At 71.8% G+C, this 17,040-nt stretch carries 20 protein-coding genes; 10 read left to right on the forward strand and 10 right to left on the reverse strand.

Annotated features, from left to right (window positions below; translation table 11 throughout):
* Positions 1-19 precede the first annotated feature (19 nt).
* From BLS56_RS19755 to BLS56_RS19765, 3 genes are all read left to right on the forward strand, one after another.
* Positions 20-874, forward strand: coding sequence for a DeoR/GlpR family DNA-binding transcription regulator (locus BLS56_RS19755; RefSeq protein WP_091453011.1), 855 nt, complete (start codon positions 20-22; stop codon positions 872-874).
* Positions 871-1,959: a galactose-1-phosphate uridylyltransferase gene (galT, locus tag BLS56_RS19760; protein WP_091453014.1), complete on the forward strand. Its 1,089-nt coding sequence runs from the start codon at positions 871-873 to the stop codon at positions 1,957-1,959. Before BLS56_RS19755 ends, galT begins: the two co-directional genes overlap by 4 nt.
* Positions 1,960-2,026: 67 nt before the next feature.
* Positions 2,027-3,445: a S1C family serine protease gene (locus tag BLS56_RS19765; protein ID WP_091453016.1), complete on the forward strand. Its 1,419-nt coding sequence runs from the start codon at positions 2,027-2,029 to the stop codon at positions 3,443-3,445.
* 621 nt (positions 3,446-4,066) lie between these two features.
* Here BLS56_RS19765 and BLS56_RS19770 read toward each other — a convergent pair.
* From BLS56_RS19770 to BLS56_RS19790, 5 genes are read right to left on the reverse strand one after another with little or no spacing between them, the layout of a single operon-like run.
* A complete protein-coding gene (locus tag BLS56_RS19770; RefSeq protein WP_091453019.1) occupies positions 4,067-4,480 on the reverse strand; it encodes a hypothetical protein in 414 nt (137 codons plus the stop codon).
* A complete protein-coding gene (locus tag BLS56_RS19775; RefSeq protein ID WP_091453022.1) occupies positions 4,477-5,562 on the reverse strand; it encodes a molybdopterin-dependent oxidoreductase in 1,086 nt (361 codons plus the stop codon). The genes BLS56_RS19770 and BLS56_RS19775 overlap by 4 nt, the downstream gene beginning before the upstream one ends.
* Positions 5,559-6,182: a class I SAM-dependent methyltransferase gene (locus tag BLS56_RS19780; RefSeq protein ID WP_091453023.1), complete on the reverse strand. Its 624-nt coding sequence runs from the start codon at positions 6,180-6,182 to the stop codon at positions 5,559-5,561. The genes BLS56_RS19775 and BLS56_RS19780 overlap by 4 nt, the downstream gene beginning before the upstream one ends.
* Positions 6,179-6,847: a TIGR04282 family arsenosugar biosynthesis glycosyltransferase gene (locus tag BLS56_RS19785; protein ID WP_091453026.1), complete on the reverse strand. Its 669-nt coding sequence runs from the start codon at positions 6,845-6,847 to the stop codon at positions 6,179-6,181. The genes BLS56_RS19780 and BLS56_RS19785 overlap by 4 nt, the downstream gene beginning before the upstream one ends.
* On the reverse strand, positions 6,844-7,497 hold the full coding sequence (locus tag BLS56_RS19790; RefSeq protein ID WP_091453190.1) for a glycosyltransferase family 2 protein: 654 nt from the start codon (positions 7,495-7,497) through the stop codon (positions 6,844-6,846). Before BLS56_RS19790 ends, BLS56_RS19785 begins: the two co-directional genes overlap by 4 nt.
* Before the next feature lie 160 nt (positions 7,498-7,657).
* Between BLS56_RS19790 and BLS56_RS19795 the strand changes: the two genes are divergently transcribed.
* The 4 genes from BLS56_RS19795 to BLS56_RS19810 all read left to right on the forward strand — a co-directional run bounded on the left by BLS56_RS19795 (position 7,658) and on the right by BLS56_RS19810 (position 11,146).
* Entirely contained in the window at positions 7,658-7,969 is a 312-nt protein-coding gene (locus tag BLS56_RS19795) for a hypothetical protein (RefSeq protein ID WP_139190826.1), read from the forward strand.
* A 71-nt stretch (positions 7,970-8,040) separates the two neighbouring features.
* Positions 8,041-9,393 carry a hypothetical protein gene (locus BLS56_RS19800; protein ID WP_091453031.1) on the forward strand — a complete coding sequence of 451 codons (1,353 nt, stop codon included), beginning with the start codon at positions 8,041-8,043 and terminating at the stop codon, positions 9,391-9,393.
* A gap of 11 nt (positions 9,394-9,404) precedes the next feature.
* The gene (locus tag BLS56_RS19805; protein ID WP_091453033.1) at positions 9,405-10,106 is read left to right on the forward strand and encodes a response regulator transcription factor; all 702 of its coding nucleotides are present in this window, start codon (positions 9,405-9,407) and stop codon (positions 10,104-10,106) included.
* Positions 10,106-11,146, forward strand: coding sequence for a sensor histidine kinase (locus tag BLS56_RS19810; protein ID WP_091453037.1), 1,041 nt, complete (start codon positions 10,106-10,108; stop codon positions 11,144-11,146). Before BLS56_RS19805 ends, BLS56_RS19810 begins: the two co-directional genes overlap by 1 nt.
* 129 nt (positions 11,147-11,275) lie before the next feature.
* Here BLS56_RS19810 and BLS56_RS19815 read toward each other — a convergent pair whose 3' ends face one another.
* Positions 11,276-12,340, reverse strand: a complete 1,065-nt coding sequence (locus tag BLS56_RS19815; protein WP_091453041.1) for an NAD-dependent epimerase/dehydratase family protein — start codon at positions 12,338-12,340, stop codon at positions 11,276-11,278.
* A gap of 161 nt (positions 12,341-12,501) precedes the next feature.
* Between BLS56_RS19815 and BLS56_RS19820 the strand changes: the two genes are divergently transcribed.
* The gene (locus tag BLS56_RS19820; RefSeq protein ID WP_091453044.1) at positions 12,502-13,002 is read left to right on the forward strand and encodes a MogA/MoaB family molybdenum cofactor biosynthesis protein; all 501 of its coding nucleotides are present in this window, start codon (positions 12,502-12,504) and stop codon (positions 13,000-13,002) included.
* A 289-nt stretch (positions 13,003-13,291) separates the two neighbouring features.
* Entirely contained in the window at positions 13,292-13,453 is a 162-nt protein-coding gene (locus BLS56_RS31610) for a hypothetical protein (protein WP_175482934.1), read from the forward strand.
* 406 nt (positions 13,454-13,859) lie between these two features.
* On the opposite strand, the gene mscL is transcribed toward BLS56_RS31610, so the two are convergent.
* From mscL to BLS56_RS19840, 4 genes are all read right to left on the reverse strand, one after another.
* Positions 13,860-14,258 (reverse strand): large-conductance mechanosensitive channel protein MscL, encoded by a 399-nt coding sequence (gene mscL, locus BLS56_RS19825; protein WP_091453047.1) that lies wholly within the window; start codon positions 14,256-14,258, stop codon positions 13,860-13,862.
* Between the two features lie 54 nt (positions 14,259-14,312).
* Positions 14,313-14,933, reverse strand: coding sequence for a Flp pilus assembly protein CpaB (gene cpaB, locus BLS56_RS19830; protein ID WP_091453049.1), 621 nt, complete (start codon positions 14,931-14,933; stop codon positions 14,313-14,315).
* A gap of 105 nt (positions 14,934-15,038) precedes the next feature.
* Positions 15,039-15,386 (reverse strand): FmdB family zinc ribbon protein, encoded by a 348-nt coding sequence (locus BLS56_RS19835; protein WP_091453052.1) that lies wholly within the window; start codon positions 15,384-15,386, stop codon positions 15,039-15,041.
* 116 nt (positions 15,387-15,502) lie between these two features.
* Positions 15,503-16,117 (reverse strand): 5-formyltetrahydrofolate cyclo-ligase, encoded by a 615-nt coding sequence (locus BLS56_RS19840; RefSeq protein WP_091453055.1) that lies wholly within the window; start codon positions 16,115-16,117, stop codon positions 15,503-15,505.
* A 24-nt stretch (positions 16,118-16,141) separates the two neighbouring features.
* On the opposite strand from BLS56_RS19840, the gene BLS56_RS19845 reads away from it, so the two are divergent.
* A complete protein-coding gene (locus tag BLS56_RS19845; RefSeq protein ID WP_407640537.1) occupies positions 16,142-17,032 on the forward strand; it encodes a UTP--glucose-1-phosphate uridylyltransferase in 891 nt (296 codons plus the stop codon).
* The last annotated feature ends 8 nt before the right edge of the window (positions 17,033-17,040 follow it).

The following is a 17,040-nucleotide window of genomic DNA, read 5'->3' on the forward strand; positions in this document are numbered from 1 at the left end:
GAGTGCGTAGAATTGTGTTGTGCTCGCACGTCAACGGCAGGAAGTCATCCTGGCTGAAATCCGCCGCACCGGTGCGGTGCAAGTGCACGCTCTCGTCGCGCGGCTCGGCGTGTCGGACATGACCATCCGCCGCGACCTCGACGTGCTGGCCAAACGCGGCCTTCTGGAGAAGGTCTACGGCGGCGCCACCTCGGTCGTCGGCCGCAGCACCCACGAGCCCGGCTTCGAGGCCAAGTCCGTGCGCGCGCTGCCGCAGAAGGAGGCCGTCTCCGCGCGCGCGGCGAGCCTGATCCGCCCCGGCACCGCGATCGGCATCTCGGCGGGCACCACCACGTGGACGTTCGCCCGGTTCCTTGAGGACGTGCCGGAACTGACCGTGGTCACGAACTCGATCCGCGTCGCCGACGTCCTGCGCAGCGGCGGCCGAACCGACCGCACGGTAGTGCTGACCGGTGGCGTGCGCACGCCTTCCGACGCGCTGGTAGGCCCGGTCGCCGTGCAGACGCTGCGCTCGCTGCACCTGGACATGGTGTTCCTCGGCGTGCACGGCATGGCCGACGGCGCCGGGTTCACCACGCCGAACATCAACGAGAGCGAGACCGACCGCGCCCTGGTCGAGGCGGGCCGCAGGCTCGTGGTGCTCGCCGACCACACCAAGTGGGGCGTGGTCGGCATCTCCACCATCGCCGCCCTGGACGAGGCGGACGTGCTGGTCACCGACGACGGCCTGCCCCGGGACGCCCGGGAGATCCTGGAGGCGCGGATCGATGACGTGATCATCGCCGATGTCAGCGCGGACTATCCCGATTCCTACCCCGATTCCTATCCCGATTCCTATCCGGACGCCTATCCCGCCGCCGAGGGCGAAGCGTGAGGCGCACCGTCGGGACCCTCGCCGACGGCCGCGAGATTCTCTACTTCGACGACACCCCCGGCGCCCCCGAGCGGACCGCGGCCGACCCCCGCGACCTGCCCCGCAACGTGAACGCCTCCCAAATCCGCCGCGACCCGCTTACCGGCGAATGGGTAGTGCTGGCCGCACATCGACAAACCCGCACATACAAGCCACCCGCCGCCCTCTGCCCGCTGTGCCCGTCAACGCCAGGTAGGCCTACCGAGATCCCAGAGTCCGACTACGACGTGGTCGTCTTCGAGAACCGGTTCCCGTCGCTTTCCCAGCACGCGGTAGGCGACACCGAGCCCGGGCTGACGCCGCGCGCGCCGGGCTTCGGGCGGTGCGAGGTCGTCTGCTTCACCGCCGACCACACCACCTCCTTCGGCGCCCTCAGCCCCGCCCGCGTGCGCACGGTCGTGGACGTGTGGGCCGACCGCACGGCCGCGCTGGGCGCGCTGCCCGGCGTCGAGCAGGTCTTCCCGTTCGAGAACCGGGGCGACGAGATCGGCGTGACCCTGAGCCACCCGCACGGCCAGATCTACGGCTACCCGTTCGTCACACCGCGCACCGAGCGGATGCTCAGCGCAGCCGCCGACTACCTGCGCGCGCACGGCAGGCCGGTGATGGGCGACGTGCTCGCCGCCGAACGCGCCGACGGCGCCCGCGTGGTCGCCGAGTCCGCGCACTGGACCGCGTTCGTGCCCGCCGCCGCCCGCTGGCCCGTCGAGGTGCGCGTCGTGCCGCACCGGCAGGTGCCCGACCTGCCCGCGCTGACCGCCGAGGAACGCGACGACTTCGCCACGCTCTACCTGCGGGTGCTCGGCCGTCTCGACGGCCTCTACGACCGTGAGCTGCCTTACATTTCCGCCTGGCACCAGGCGCCGACGCGCGGCGCGCGCGATCTCACGTGGCTGCACCTCCAAGTGTTCTCCATACTCAGAACCGCGGACAAGTTGAAGTACCTGGCCGGTTCGGAGTCCGGCATGGCGGTGTGGATCAACGACGTGGTCCCGGAGGACTTGGCCGCGCGGCTGCGCGCGGCGCCTGCCCGCTACGGGCACTAGGCGAAATCTCGGACTCCCCACAGGCCGGTCTCAGGTGCTTCTCAGTCGAGAAGCGCAGGGTGGTGGCATGACGGTGAACAGGCCCGACGACTCGAACGACGAGGTGAGCCCGTGGTCCGCGCAAGCGGCCCGTGCCGAGTCGGGTGCGCGGACGCCGGACGGGGAGCAGGGCCCGGTCCGACCGGAGTCCGGCCCCCAGGCGAGCGGGGAGCAGGGCCCCGCGACCCCGGGGGCCGGAAACTCCGGCCCTCCCTCCGGCGAGACGTGGACACCCGGCGGCCAGTGGGCCGCGGGTGAGCGAGACTCTTCCCAACAGGTGCTTTACGGTTCCGCGGTGGGCGGGCACGCAGGCTACCCGCACCAACCGGTCGGGCCGCCTTACCGCTCGCAGCCGCCGCTGGTGGCCGAGCGCAAGGGTTCCCGGGGGATGGTCGCGGGCGTGACCTTGCTCGCGCTGCTCGTCGGCGGCGCCGCGGGCGCGGCGGGCGGCTATCTGGTGGCCGATTCCCGCCCCGACACCCCGACGATCACCGCCCTGGACACGCCCCCCACGGCCAAGCAGACCGCTGCTGCGCCCGCGGGCTCGGTCGAGGCCGTCGCGCAGAAGGTCCTGCCGAGCGTCGTGCAGTTGCAGGTGGAGGGCCGGGCCGCGGCGGGCGAGGGCTCCGGTTTCGTGATCAGCGCCGACGGCCTGATCGTCACGAACAACCACGTCGTGGAGGCCGCGGCCCGGGGCGGCCAGATCACCGCGGTGTTCCAGGACGGCCGCACCGCCCCGGCGACCATCGTCGGCCGCGACCCCACATCCGACATCGCCGTCGTTCAGGCGACCGGGGTGAACGGTTTGGCGGTAGCCGAGATAGGCCGTTCGGACGATTTGCGCGTGGGCCAGGGTGTCGTCGCGATCGGATCGCCTTACGAGCTTTCCGGAACGGTGACTTCGGGTATTGTGAGTTCCCTGCGCCGCCCCACCAGGGCGGGCGGTGAGAACGGCAGCCAGGCCACCGTCATGGACGCCATCCAGACCGACGCGGCAATCAATCCGGGCAACTCCGGTGGCCCCCTGGTGAATATGCAAGGCCAGGTCATCGGCATCAACTCGGCCATTTACACCCCGCGCAACAGTGCGGGCGGCGGTTCCGTCGGCATCGGTTTCGCCATTCCGGTCGACCAGGCCCGCCGCACGGCGGAAGAAATCGTCAAAACCGGCAAAGCCACCCAAACCGTCCTCGGCGTCTCCGTCAAGGACAACCCCGATGGCGGCGCTTTCATCGCCGAAGTCGTCCCCGGCGGCGCAGGTGAAAAAGCAGGCATCAAACCGGGCGAGGTGGTGACCCAAATGGACGACCGCCGTATCGACACCTCGGACGCCCTCGTCGCCGCCGTCCGCTCCAAGGCCCCCGGCGACAAGGTCAAACTCGTCATCGGCAACGGCGCCCGCACAGTCGAGGCGACCCTGGGCGGCCAACCGGTCGAGACCGAGTGACCCACAGACGCTCGGGTGCTCCGCACCCGAGACCAACCTCCGGTTCGCTGCCCCCGAGCCGGACAGAGTTCCCGAGGGCGGGAGCTCACCAGTAGGAGCCGTATGCGGACGGCCACCCCTCGCCCGCCCGCCTGCGGCTCCTGCCGTTCGTTCTGCCCGCCGTCGGTCTACCGGTCGGCTTGTGGCTGTCGGTGCTCCCACCCGACTGGAGCCATGCCCGCTTGCCACTCCGCCTGTCTGAGTCCCGGTAAGCCGCGCTTACTCGCTGTACCTACCGGTTTGCTTCTTCGGTCTTGTCCTGTCTGCCTGCTTCGGGGCTTGGCCTGTTGCGTCTCGTTTGCCCACTTGGGGTTCCTGTTCCGGCCCGTTGAGCCTTGCCTCCATGTTCGCCTGCGGCTCCTGCCGTTCTGCCCTTGTCCCGCCTGTCTGCGGGTCGCGTTAGCGGCATTCCCCGTTTTCGTCAACCAGACCATCCACATAGGCCGCCTTTGTCCACAGGTTTTCCCAACCCCTTCCGCGGACGCCCACGCCCGGTAGACTGGAGCGGGGCGGCCCCCCGGCGAGGGTGGGGTTTGCTGTCGCGCGGGCGGTGGGGGTGAGCGTGGGGTGGGGGCGTGCTGTTCAGGAGGGGCGTCGTTGGCTGAGGACGGCCGCCGTCACCGCGATCAGCCACACCACGGCAAGTGCGATTCCCAGGCCCAGCCAGTAGTTCCGGTCGTGCAGGCCGGGGTTTGTCGGCACGCCGAACGGTCGCCACAGGAGGGGCACGGCCAGCAGGATCAGCACGCCGCTCGCCACCGCGCCCGCCGCGACCGGCGCCCGCCAAGCTGGCGGAAGCCGCCGGGCGATCACCAGGCCGATCGCGCCGACCAGCGGCGCGACGACCGCGTCATGCGCTAGCGGGCCGCCGACGAAGAACGCCAGTGCCTGTCCCGTGTCCCGCCATGACGCCATTCCGAAGTCGGCTGCCAGGGTCGCGCCAAACGCCAGCGCCGCCAATCCCGCCAGGCCGAGCAGAATCCGCACTGTCCTCATTGGATTTCCTCGATCGTCAGCCGGGTCACCCATTTCGTCTGCAGCACCCCGGGGCGGCTCGGGGCGATGATCCGGCACGGGAATCCGTGGTCGGGGGACAGGACTTCGCCGTTGAGGCGCAGCGCCAGCAGGGTCGCCGGGTCCTCGGTGTGCCGTCCGGGCAGGGTGCTTTCCCGGTACAGCCCCTCCCGTTCCAGCGACGTCACCCGCACCGGCGCGCCCGGTTCGGACCCGGCCGCGCGCAACAGGTCCGCCACCCGCACCCCGGTCCAGGACGCCGACGCGCTCCACCCCTCGACGCAGGCGATCGGCAGGACCTCGGTCGCCTGCGGCAGCGCGGTCAGGTCGGCCAACGAGAACGCGCGCGTCCCCGCAGCCGTCACCACCTCCAGCCGCCAGTCCGCGGGCACGGCGATCGCCGCCGCCCGCGCCGTCCGGTTCACCGGGATGCCCTGCGGGCCGCCGCGGGACCGCCACGCGAGCACGGAAACGTCGCGCAGCAGCGGAACCGTCGCCCCGGCCGTGGCGACCACCGCGACCCCGGCGCCCAGCCAGGTCGTCCGCAGGAACCGCCGCCGGTCGGCGTCCACCTCGCGGCCGGACCACGCGCGCCGGATCACCGGCAGCTTCACCGCGACGTGCACCAGGATCGACCCGATCGCGATCCACGCCACCGCGTAATGCGCCGTCGGGAAGTAGAACCCCCAGAGGTAGTTCTGCGCCACGTTGAACAATCCGGTGACCAACTCGAAGAACGCCGCCCCCGACAGCACCAGGATCGACCCGCGTTCCAGGGCGTGCAGCGGCGAGCGGATCAGCGGCCGGTCGAACAGCTTGGGGTAGACCGACCACAGCTTGGCCAGCAGCAGCGGCACCGCCGCGACCCCGGAGACCACGTGCACGCCCTGGGTCGCCTGGTACAGCCACACCGGCCCGCTGGGCCACCCGAACCACGGCGGCGGATGCTGGATGGCGTGGCTGAGCAGCCCGGTCAGGAAACACAGCCCGAACGCGACGCCCAGCCACGCGCCGACCCGGGAGGTGACGCGTTCGTCGTGGCCGGCGGCGGTGAAGCGGTTCATACCGGCACCAGTTCGGTGAACCAGCGCCCCAGGTGCTCCCGGGTCCAGCGCACCGCGAACCCGGCCTCGGCGGCGGCCCACGGCACCGAGTCCGCGCCCAGCCACGCCCAGTCGAACCACGGCCCGCTGCCGCTGTCGCGGCTCACCCTGGCCCGCCCGGCGTGCACACCGCGGCCCGGCCGGTCGCTCTCCACTAATGCGCTTCCGTTGCGGGACAGCAACTCCCGCATCCGCCGCAGCAACGCGACCGGGTCGCCGCCGATGCCGACGTTGCCGTCGGCCAGCAGCACGTGCCGCCACAGCCCCTCACCGGGCAGCGGGTCGTAGACGTCCCGCCGCAGCGCCACCGCTCCCCGCGACCGGGTCAGCGCGACCGCGACCGGCGAGATGTCCACGCCAAGCGCGGCGACTCCGCGCCTGGTCAACGCGGCCGTGAGCCGCCCAGGCCCGCACCCGACGTCCAGGGTTGGCCCGGAACACGCGTCGAGCAGCACCTCGTCACCGCGGTCCGGCGCGGCGCCCCACCGGTCGACCGGAAGCGAAATCCGTTGCCCGTCAGCCAGTTCCAGCCAGCAGCGCCGTCCCAGCAGGCCCGGGGCGAACACATCGGGCGGCGTCATGGCCGCACTCCCGCCAGTCTCGGCCCGACAACCTGGGCGAACCGGGTCCCCGGCACTTCCTCGGCCACCCGCAGCGCATCGGCCATAGTGTCCACATCGGACAGTGCGGCCAGCGGGCGGACTCGAAGCCCGAGATTCCGCAACGCATCCAGGGTCCGGCTGCCGGTGTCCTCTCGCGACGTCGGAACGCCGCGCAGCACCGCGGCCTGTCTGGGATCGCGCAGTCCCAAGGCCCACCAGCCGCCGTCGAACGCGCGGCCCAAGACCGCGTCCCCGGTGCGCAGGAGATCGACAGCCTCGCCCAGCAGCGCGGGTGTCACCTGTGGGGTGTCCATGCCGATCTGCACCACTGCCCGCCCGGGAAACCGGTCCGCGACGTCTTCGTGCGCGTTGGCCAGCCGGTCAGGGAAACCGTTGCCGCGCTGGGGAAAGACCACGCACCGGGACAGCGCCGCCGCCAGGTCCCCGGCTCGCTCGGCCGCAGCCAGATCCCCGGTCAGCGCCACCACCGGCGTCACGCCGGGCGTGGCGGACACCGCGTCCAGCGTGTCCAGCAGCGCCGCCGCCGCGATATCCGCGGCCTGCTTGGGCGTCGCGGGCGGGCTCAGCCGCGTCTTGGCCAGCCCGGCGACCGGAGCCTTCGCCACCACCAGCAGGCAGGTCATCGCAGTACCCCCGCCATGTCCCGCACGGCCCGCAGCGTGCCGCGCACCGAGCCGGACACCTTCGACTTCGTCCCCGCCGTCCTCGGCCGGTAGGCGACCGGGAACTCGGCCACCGGCCACCGCCCCTCGGCCGCGCGAATCAGCAATTCCAGCGGATAGCCGAAAGCGCGGTCCTCGACGCCGAGCGCGAGCAGGTCGGCCCGCCGCACGGCGCGCGCGGGCGCGATATCCGACACCGGCAGTCCTCGGCGGCGCAGCAGGGCGGCCAGCACGGCGTTTCCGGCCCGCGCGTGCCAGGGCCAGGCATTGTGCGAAACCGGAATGCGTTTGCCAACTGCAAGTTTCGCCTCGGAAAGGGCCGCGACGAGCGTCGGCAACTCACCTGGGTCGAGTGAGCCGTCCGCGTCCAGGAAACACACGATCTCCGCTGTCGCGTTCGTCAATCCGGTGTGCACCGCCGCGCCATATCCCCGGCGCGGCTCGTGGACCACCTTCGCCCCGTGCGCGGCCGCCACTTCCGGCGATCCGTCCGTCGAACCGTTGTCCACCACGATCGCCCGGTATCCCGGCGGAAGCGCCGCCAAGACGCCCGGCAGGGCCGCCGCCTCATCGAGGCAGGGCAGCACGACGTCTACTTCTCGGTCATCCATGCCGCGCACGCTAGATTCGCCTAGGACAGTCGGGAACCGTTGCGGCGCTTACCAAACAATGACATTCCAACAGGTATTACGGAGTCCTTAGGGCATCCCTTCTCCAGCCGTGGGGACCCCTCCTGAAAGGTAAAGTCCACCGGTCCCGGAGAATGGCGCAATGGCTTCGCCCCAACGTCGGTTGCGAGCGTTTCTCCGCGGACCCGGCCGCCTGCCGATCGGACTGGCCGCCGCCATCGGCTGCCTAGGCGTCGCGGTGCTCTACGCGACCGTGCTCGCCGTCCAGGCCCCCGCGCGGGTCACCGCTGCGCACGCCTTCGTGATGCGCTGGGCGCAGCCCGCCGTGTGGATCGCGCTGGCCGCGGTGTGCCTGGAATACGCGCTGCGCGCCGACCGGGCCGTGCTCAACCGGACCGCGACGCTCGCCGTCGCGGTCTACCTCGCTTTCCTGCTCGCCATCAGCTTCGCCTGATCTCTTACGGACTCCTGACGGAACCCCGCCAGAGGGCTCCGCGCGCGCCCGCCCCGCGTTAGGTTCCGGCCATGTCCGTCCTGTCGCCCCGCCGGTCCCGTCCGCGCGCCGATCTGCTCGCCGCGGGCGGTGGGCTCGCGCTCGTCGCCATGGCCTTCGCGGTCGGCGCCGTGTTCGACATCCGCCTCTACGGCGACAAGCATTTCCCGGGCGCGCCCGACACCTTCGGCGAATGGCCGATTCTCGCCGAATGGCTGCCGCACACCGGAATCGGCACACCGCTGGCGGTCCTGGCCGTGATCGCCGCCGTCACCTGGGGCCCCACGCTCGCCGTCCGCCTGTCCTGGCGCGCCGCGCTCGGTTCGGCCTACCTGCTGGCGGTGGCGTGGACGTTCTCCCTCGCCTTGGTCGACGGGTGGCAGCGTGGCGTCGCGGGCCAGCTCACCTCCCGGGACGAGTACCTCGCCGCCGTCCCCGGAATCACCGACATTCCGGCGATGCTCGACGGGTTCGCGAGCCGCATCCTGGATTTCCAGCCCGACTCGTGGATCACCCACGTCGCGGGCCACCCGCCGGGCGCGACCCTGGTGTTCGTCTGGCTCGACCGGATCGGCCTCGGCGGCGGCGCGTGGGCGGCGGTGCTGTGCGTGCTCGTCGGCGGCCTGGTGGCCGTGGCCGTCCCGGTGACGCTCTCCGCGCTCGGCGACCACGAACGCGCGCGCTCGGCGCTGCCGTTCGTCGCGCTGTTCCCCGGCGCGGTGTGGCTGGGCGTGTCGGCCGACGCGCTGTTCGCCGGGGTGACCGCCAGCGGGATCGCGCTGCTCGCCGTCGGCGTCGCGCGCCGCCGCCCGGGCTGGTGGGTCGCGGCGGGCGCGGTGCTCGGGTTCGGGATCTTCCTGTCGTACGGGCTGCTGCTCATGGGCTCGATCGCGATGGCCGTGGTGCTGGTCGCTGGGAACTGGCGGGTGCTGGCCTGGGCCGTGCCGGGCGCGCTGGCCGTGGTCGCGGTGTTCGCGCTCGCCGGATTCTGGTGGCTCGACGGCTACCACCTCGTCGTGGACCGCTACTACCAGGGCATCGCGGCCGAGCGCCCGTACTGGTACTGGGTGTGGGCGAACCTGGCCGCGGTCACGCTGGCCGTGGGCCCGGCGGCGGTCGCGGGCCTGCGCCGCGCCGCCCCCGGGATGCTCACCCCGCGCGCCACCGACCCCACCGTCGCGATCGTGCGCGGCGCCGCGCTGGCGGTGCTCGCCGCGACCGTGTCCGGGCTGTCGAAGTCGGAAGTGGAGCGCATCTGGCTGCCCTTCGCGGTGTGGCTGATCGCCGCCGCGGCCCTGCTGCCCGCCCGGTCGCACCGCTGGTGGCTCGGCGCGCAGGCCGCCACCGCGCTCGTGGTGAACCATGTGTTCCTGACGAACTGGTGAAAGGCGGGGCGATGACAGCGGCCGAACCGACCGGGCGGGTGCTCGTGGTCGACGACGACCTGACGGTGTCCGACGTCGTCCGCCGCTACCTCGAACGCGCCGGGCACCAAGTGGCGCTGGCCGCCACCGGGGAGGACGCGCTGCGGTGGATCGCCGAGAACGAGCCAGACCTGGTGGTGCTCGACCTCATGCTGCCCGGCATCGACGGCCTGGAGGTGTGCGGGCGGCTGCGGGAGCGCGGCGCGGTGCCGGTGGTGATGCTGACCGCGCTCGGCGAGGAGGAGAACCGGATCGCCGGGCTGCAACTCGGCGCGGACGACTACGTGACCAAGCCGTTCAGCCCGCGCGAATTGGTTCTGCGGGTCAACTCCGTGCTGCGGCGCGCGAAAGCCCCCGCGCCGCCGTCGGCCCGCCGACTCGCCGACGGCGACCTGCGGCTGGACGCGTCCGCCCGCAAAGCCACCCTCGGCGGCGCGGAGCTGTCGCTGACCGGGCGCGAGTTCGACCTGCTGGAGTTCCTGATGAGCCACCCCGGCGAGGCGTTCACCCGCACGCAGCTGCTGGAACGGGTGTGGGGCTGGGACTTCGGCGATCAGTCCACAGTGACCGTCCACGTGCGACGGTTGCGGGAGAAGATCGAGCTGGTGCCTGCGAAACCCGCCCGCATCTGCACGGTCTGGGGCGTCGGATACCGCTACGACCGGAGCGTGTGATGGTCGATCCCAATGAGACAGTGGGCCAGATGTTGGCGCACGCGCTGCACATCCTGCCCTACGCGCTGGCCCTGGTGCTGCCGGTCGTGCTGCTCGGCGCGCTGGTCCTGCACCTGCTGCGCAACGGGTCGCTGTCCACCACGATGACCGTGCTGGTGCTGGTCCCGGTCGCCGCGCTGATCACCGGCGTCGTCGGGGTCAGCGGCTTCATGTTCACCACCATGCTCACCACGACCCTGCTGGTGTGCCTGCTCGTCACCCTGGTCACTGTCCCCGTCGCGGTGTACCTCGGCCGCCGCATCGCCGCCCGCAGCGTCTGGGAACGCGAAGCCCGCGACCGCGAACGCGCCGCCGAGGCGTCCCGCCGCGAACTCGTCGCCTGGATCAGCCACGACCTGCGCACCCCGCTCGCGGGCATCCAGGCCATGGCAGAGGCCCTCGCCGACGGCGTGGTGTCCACCCCGACCGACGTCTCCGGCTACGCCCAGCGTATCGGCGGCGAGACCCGGCGCCTGTCCGCCATGGTGGACGACCTGTTCGAGCTGTCCAGGATCACCGCGGGCGCGCTGCGGCTGACCCTGTCCGCGGTGCCGCTGCAAGACGTGGTCAGCGACGCCCTCGCCGCCCAGGTGCCGATGGCCGAGCGCAAACGGGTCCGGGTCCTGACCAGCGCCCACGAGTGGCCGGTCGTCCTCGGCAGCGACCCAGAACTGGCCCGCGTCGTGTGCAACCTGGTCTCCAACGCCATCCGGCACACCCCGCCAGACGGCACCGTCGCCGTCCAGATCGGCGTCGAGGGCTCGCACGCCCTGCTCGCCGTCGAGGACGCCTGCGGCGGCATCCCCGAATCCGAACTCACCCGCGTCTTCGACGTCGCCTTCCGCGGCAGCGCCGCCCGCACCCCCGGCGCCCACACCGGCGGCGGCCTGGGCCTGGCCATCGCCAAGGGCCTCGTCGAGGCCCACCACGGCGCCATCGCCGCCAGCAACCACGGCCCCGGCTGCCGATTCGAGGTCCGCCTGCCCCTGGCGGCCCGGTGACCGGTGGCCACACCCGTCCTGAGGGGAGACGGGCGCGCTCACCGGGCCGCCCCGCGGTCGCCGTCCGCGCCTGCGGAGTCGGACTCACCACCGCTGCGAAGACTTCCGGCGCGAGGTGAGTGGGGCTGCTTAGCCTGCCGTGACCGGGGCGCGGAGGTGGGCGGACGCGAAGTCGGCCACGCCCGCGTCGAAGGGGACCTGGGCGTGGAAGCCGAGCAGCGCGCGGGCCGCGGCGGGGTCGGCGACGATGTGGCGGACGTCGGCGGGGCGGGCGCCGCCGACGACCACCGGGGCCGGGCCGCCACGGGCGGTGGACAGGGCGCGGGCGAGGTCGCCGACGGTGTGGGGGGTGCCGGAGCAGATGTTGGCCGGGGTCGCCTCCCCGGGGAGGCCGGGCTTTTCGCAGGCGAGGGCGTTGGCCAAGGCCACGTCGGTCGAGTGGACGAAGTCGCGGCGCTGGCCGCCGTCTTCGAGGACGGTTGGCGCTTCGCCGCGTTCCAGTGCGGAGCGGAACAGGGAGGCCACGCCCGCGTAAGGGGTGTCGCGGGGCATCCTCGGGCCGTAGATGTTGTGGTACCGCAGCGCCCACACGTGGCCGTCGGTCTGCCGCGCCCACGCCGAGGCCAGGTACTCCTGCGCGGCCTTGGTCGCGGCGTAGGTGCCGCGCGGGTCGATGGGCGCGTCCTCGGGCACCAGCGCGGAGTCCAGCGCAGCCCCGCACATCGGGCACGGCGGCTCATACCGGCCCTCGGCGAGGTCCGCCACCCGCCTGCGACCCGGCCGCACCACGCCGTGGTCGGCGCACAGGTAGCGGCCCTCGCCGTAGACGACCATCGACGACGCCAGCACCAGTCGCCCGACACCGGCCTTGTGCATCGCGGCGAGCACCACGGCCGTGCCGTAGTCGTTGTGCGCTGTGTACTCCGGCGCGTCGGACGGGTCCAGCCCGTGCCCGACCACCGCGGCCTGGTGGCACACCACGTCCACCCCGCGCAGCAAGCGCCCCACCAGGTCGCCGTCGCGGATGTCGCCGAGCACGAACTCGTGCGCCCGCACCCACTCGGGCGGCTCGCCGCCGCCGTGCGCCTTCGGCAGCAGGTTGTCGACCAGCACGACGTCGTGCCCGCGCTCGGCCATCAGATCCGCGACGTGCGACCCGACGAACCCGGCCCCACCGGTGATCAGTACTCGCATGGCCCCGACGCTATGGCCGCCGCGACCCCACCGCCCCGCCCCCGCCCGGTCCGTCACAGTTCCGTCAGGTTTTCCGTCGGGTTTCGCCCGCTCGCGCGCACCACGCGGACACGCCTCACCTCCATCGGATCCGCCCGCCCCAAACGACTACGGTTGACCCCATGGAACGCAGCGCGCAGCGGCTCGGCAGGGCTCTCATCGTCATCGTGGATGACCGGGTGGCGCACGGGGAGCACGACGACAACGTGGGACCGCTGGTCACCGAACTGCTCGAAGAAGCAGGCTTCATCGTCGACGGCGTCGTCTCCGTCGAAGGCGAGACGGTCGCCATCCGCAACGCCCTCAACACGGCCGTCATCGGCGGCGCCGACCTCGTGGTCACCGTCGGCGGCACCGGTGTCTCCCCCCGCGACGTCACCCCCGACGCGACCCAGGGCGTGCTCGACCGCCCGATCCCCGGCATCGCCGAGGCCCTGCGCTCCTCCGGCCTGGCGGCGGGCGCGGTGGACGCGGGCGTCTCCCGGGGCCTGGTCGGTGTCTCCGGCAGCACCCTCGTCGTCAACCTGGCAGGCTCCCGCAGCGCGGTCCGCGACGGCATGGCCACCCTGTCGTCCCTGGTCCCCTACGTGATCGGCGAACTCTCCGGCCTCGACGGCAACTGACCTCCGCCAGCCCATGCCCACCCGAGAAGACGACCCCACCCCCGGCGCCGGTCCGACCCCGGCCACCCGTCCCAGCCCGGACGGCCCCATCCCCGAAGGCGGCGGTCAGGCCACCGCCGGGGGTGGCGCCGCTTCGGGCAGCGGCGACGTTTCGGGCAGCGGCGACGCTTCGGCCGGGGACACCAGTCCACGTGGGGGCATCGCGTCGGGCGGGGACACCGACCCAAGCGACGGCACCCCGTCGAGTGGCGGGTCCCCTGGCCGGGCCCAGGAGGAGGGGCGCCAGTGCGTGCCTCCGCCTCCGGCCAGGGCCAAGCCTCGACGCCCCGCGAGCCTCGACGAGATCTTCGGCGACGTTCTCCCGGACACCACCGCCGACGAACGCGACCTCACCCCGCCGACCTCCGACGACTGGTACGAGCGCAACCGCCCGCCCCACCACGAGGGCTGACCCCCAGTCGGGCGCGATGCTCGCTCCGCATTGGACGGACCCGAACACTGGCCGCCGGGGCGTCAGCGGATCGGGCGAACCGCGGCTTCGAGGCGGAGGTGTGGTCACGCGACCCCAGTCGGATTTCGTCACCCGCCACCACATGAGACCAGGTCTTACCGCGGATTCGCTCCCCAGCGTGGATTCGTCCGCTCGGCGTGGATTCGTAGTCCGCGTGGGAGTCGCGGGTGCCGTGTGATCTGCGAGTGCGGGTCCTTCTTTTGTCGATTCTTTCTCCTTTCGGTGTGGCGAATTCCGTGAATAGTGCTGGTTCGACGGGAATCAGTTCGGTAGCGCAGACACACAGCGGGAAGGCGTCCTGTCCCGAGTGGGGTTTTCGGGACAGGACAACCGATCCCAGCAGCGGTCAGCTGTTCTGCCGCTGGCGGAGCAGGTCGCGGATCTCGGTGAGGAGTTCGACGTCGGTGGGCTGGGCGGGGCCCGCTTCCTCACCGCGCTTGCGGCGTTCCTGGATGTGCTTCACGGGCACGACGATGACGAAGTAGACGATCGCGGCGACGATCAGGAAGTTGATCCCCGCGTTGATCACCGCGCCGAAGTCGAGGAACGTCGACGACTTGTCGCCGATGATGCGGAAACCGAGACCGTCGGCCGCGTTCGAGCCGCCCGCCGAATTGATCAGCGGTTTGATCAGCCCGTCGGTGAACGAGGTGACGATCGCGGTGAACGCGGCGCCGATGACCACGGCCACTGCCAGATCGATGACGTTCCCGCGCATCAGGAAGTCTTTGAAGCCCTTGATCACGTGCGCACTCCAATTTCTCGGTAGGACGGCGGGGGACCGTCCGAGGTAGACCGGCTATCGGAGAGTAACCGTCACCGGTTGTCCCAGTGAGACTGACGCCACCTGCGTCGCGGAATCCCTCATGAGGGCGATGAGCACCAGGCTGCCCCGCCGATCGTCCTCTTCCGGGCGCACGGTCACGACCGCCGCGTCTCTCGCCAGCACCATGGCGCGGCCGTCGTCCGGGTTCGCGGTGACCACGTCGACCCGCGACCCGGGCCGCAGTAATCCGGCCACGGCCGGGTCGGCCAGTCGCACGGGAACCGCGGCGGCGTCGGGGCCGAGGGTGCTCGCGGTGTTCTCCGCGCCGACGAGGCGGACGCGGGTGATCGGCTCGCCCGCATCGATGGCGCCCGCGAGGACGCGGCCCGCGGCGTCGGCGGGATCGGTGAGCGCGGACGCGGGGCGCACGTCTGGCGGAGCGCGGATGATCCGGACATCGGTCGCTGCGATCACCGCCCCCGGCGCGAGCGGGTGGGCGGCGACGAGAAGCGGGACCGCGTCGTCGGCAGGCGCCGGTCGGATCGCGAGCAGCCCGGCCAGCAGCGCCAGCGTCAAGGCGATGGCTCGGCGCAGGGTCAGGGCGCGGGGCAGCGCGGCGAGGGCGCGCAGGCGGGGCAGGTCGTGGTGGCGCATCGGGTTCCCCCAGGTCGAATCGGTGATGATTCGACGTTAGGCGGAAATCGGGGTGTTGGGGAGCCCGGTGCGCTCAGCCTGTGGATAACTCGGCCTGTGGATAACTCAGGACGCCTTGGCCGTCGTTCCGCCACTGTTGGCGGTGGACGAGGAAGCCGACGACGAAGCCGACGAAGACGAAGTGGAAGGAGCCGACGATGACTCGCTCTTGCTGGAGGACTCGGTCTTGGTGGACGAGTCCGCGGTGCTCGACGCCGTGGACCCGCTCTTGCCACCCGACCGGCTGTCCGTGCGGTAGAAGCCGCTCCCCTTGAACACCACGCCCACCGAGCTGTAGAGCTTGCGCAGCCGACCGGTGCACTCCGGGCACTCGGACAGCGCGGAGTCGGTGAACGCTTGCACCGCCTCGAAGCGGTGCTCGCAGGCCGTACAGGCGTATTGGTACGTGGGCACGGAGGGCTCCCTTTCAGAACCTGGCACTCGGTCAGCCTGAGTGCTAACCAATTCTGCGTCAACGCGGGCGCGCAGCGCAAACATTCCCGCTGGAGGTCACACCAACCTGGAGGTCGTCAATGCAGTCGCAACAACCCGCGGCCGGGCGTCAGCACGCCGGTCACCGCCACGTCGTGCGGCTCGGACGGGAGCACGTCGAACAGCTCCGGGTCGCGCACGACCGCGACCAGCGGCGTGTCCGGCGCGGCGATCGACAGCGACCGGTCGTAGTAGCCCGCGCCCCGGCCCAGCCGCGTGCCAGACCGGTCCACCGCCAGCGCGGGCACCAGCACCACATCCGCGATCCGCAGCGCCGTCTCGCCGAGCCGCTCGCCGATCGGCTGCCGCAGCCCGAACGGGCCAGGCCGCAGGTGCTCGGGGCCGTCGTACCAGGCCCAGTCGAGTGGGCCCGGGCCCCGGCCGGTGACGATCGGCAGCAGGATGCGGACGCCGTGGTCGGCCACCTCGTCGAGCATCTGGACCGAGCCGGGCTCGGACCCGATAGGCACGTACGCGCACAGTGTCTGGCCGCGGCGCACCACGCGCCCGTTCGTCAGCAGCGCTGTGAGCTGCATCGCCTCGGCGAACCGCACGTTCGCGGGCACCCGCCGCCGCTCGGTCAGCAGCGCCCGGCGCCACTGGTCCTTGGTCCACGCGCGCGTAGCTTCGAGATCACTCCCAGGCCCGGCCACATGACGAGGTTAGGCTCCATGTCCATGAGCGCGTCGACCGCATTCACCACCGCCATCGTGCCCGCCGCGGGTCTGGGCACCCGATTCCTGCCCACCACGAAAGCTGTGCCGAAGGAGCTCCTGCCGGTGGTGGACACACCGGGGATCGAGTATGTGGCCGCAGAGGCGGCGCAGGCAGGCGCGGCGCGCCTGGTCATCGTCACCTCCCCAGGGAAGGACGCGGTAGCCGAGTACTTCCGGCCGCAGCCGGAGCTGGAGAAGACCCTTGAGGCGCGCGGCAAGACCGCGCTGCTCGACAAGGTCCGGCGCGCCCCCGGCCTGCTGGAGGTGGAGACCGCGATCCAGGAGCAGGCGCTGGGCCTCGGGCACGCGGTCGGCTGCGCCGAGCCGAACCTGCGTCCGGAGGACGAGGCCGTCGCCGTCCTGCTCCCGGACGACCTGGTGCTGCCCAACGGGGTCCTGAGCCGGATGGCCGCGGTCCGCGCCGAGTTCGGCGGCAGCGTGCTGTGCGCGTTCGACATCCCGCGCGAGCAGATCTCGGCCTACGGCGTGTTCGACGTCGAGGACACCGGCGACGACGACGTCAAGAAGGTCAACGGCATGGTGGAGAAGCCACCCGCCGACGAGGCCCCCTCGACCTTCGCCGCAGCGGGTCGATACCTGCTCGACCGGGCGATCTTCGACGCGCTCAAGCGGATCACCCCGGGGGCGGGCGGCGAGCTGCAGCTCACCGACGCCATCGCCATGCTGATCGCCGATGGGCACCCCGTGCACGTGGTGGTGCACCGAGGTGACCGGCATGACCTGGGCAATCCTGGTGGTTTCCTGCGTGCCGCCGTGGACTTTGCGCTCGACCATCCGGAGTATGGGCCCGGCCTGCGCGCATGGCTGCGGGACCGTATCGACGCCGAGTAGACGAACAA

Source organism: Actinokineospora iranica, assembly GCF_900101685.1.
Classification (GTDB): Bacteria; Actinomycetota; Actinomycetes; order Mycobacteriales; family Pseudonocardiaceae; genus Actinokineospora; species Actinokineospora iranica.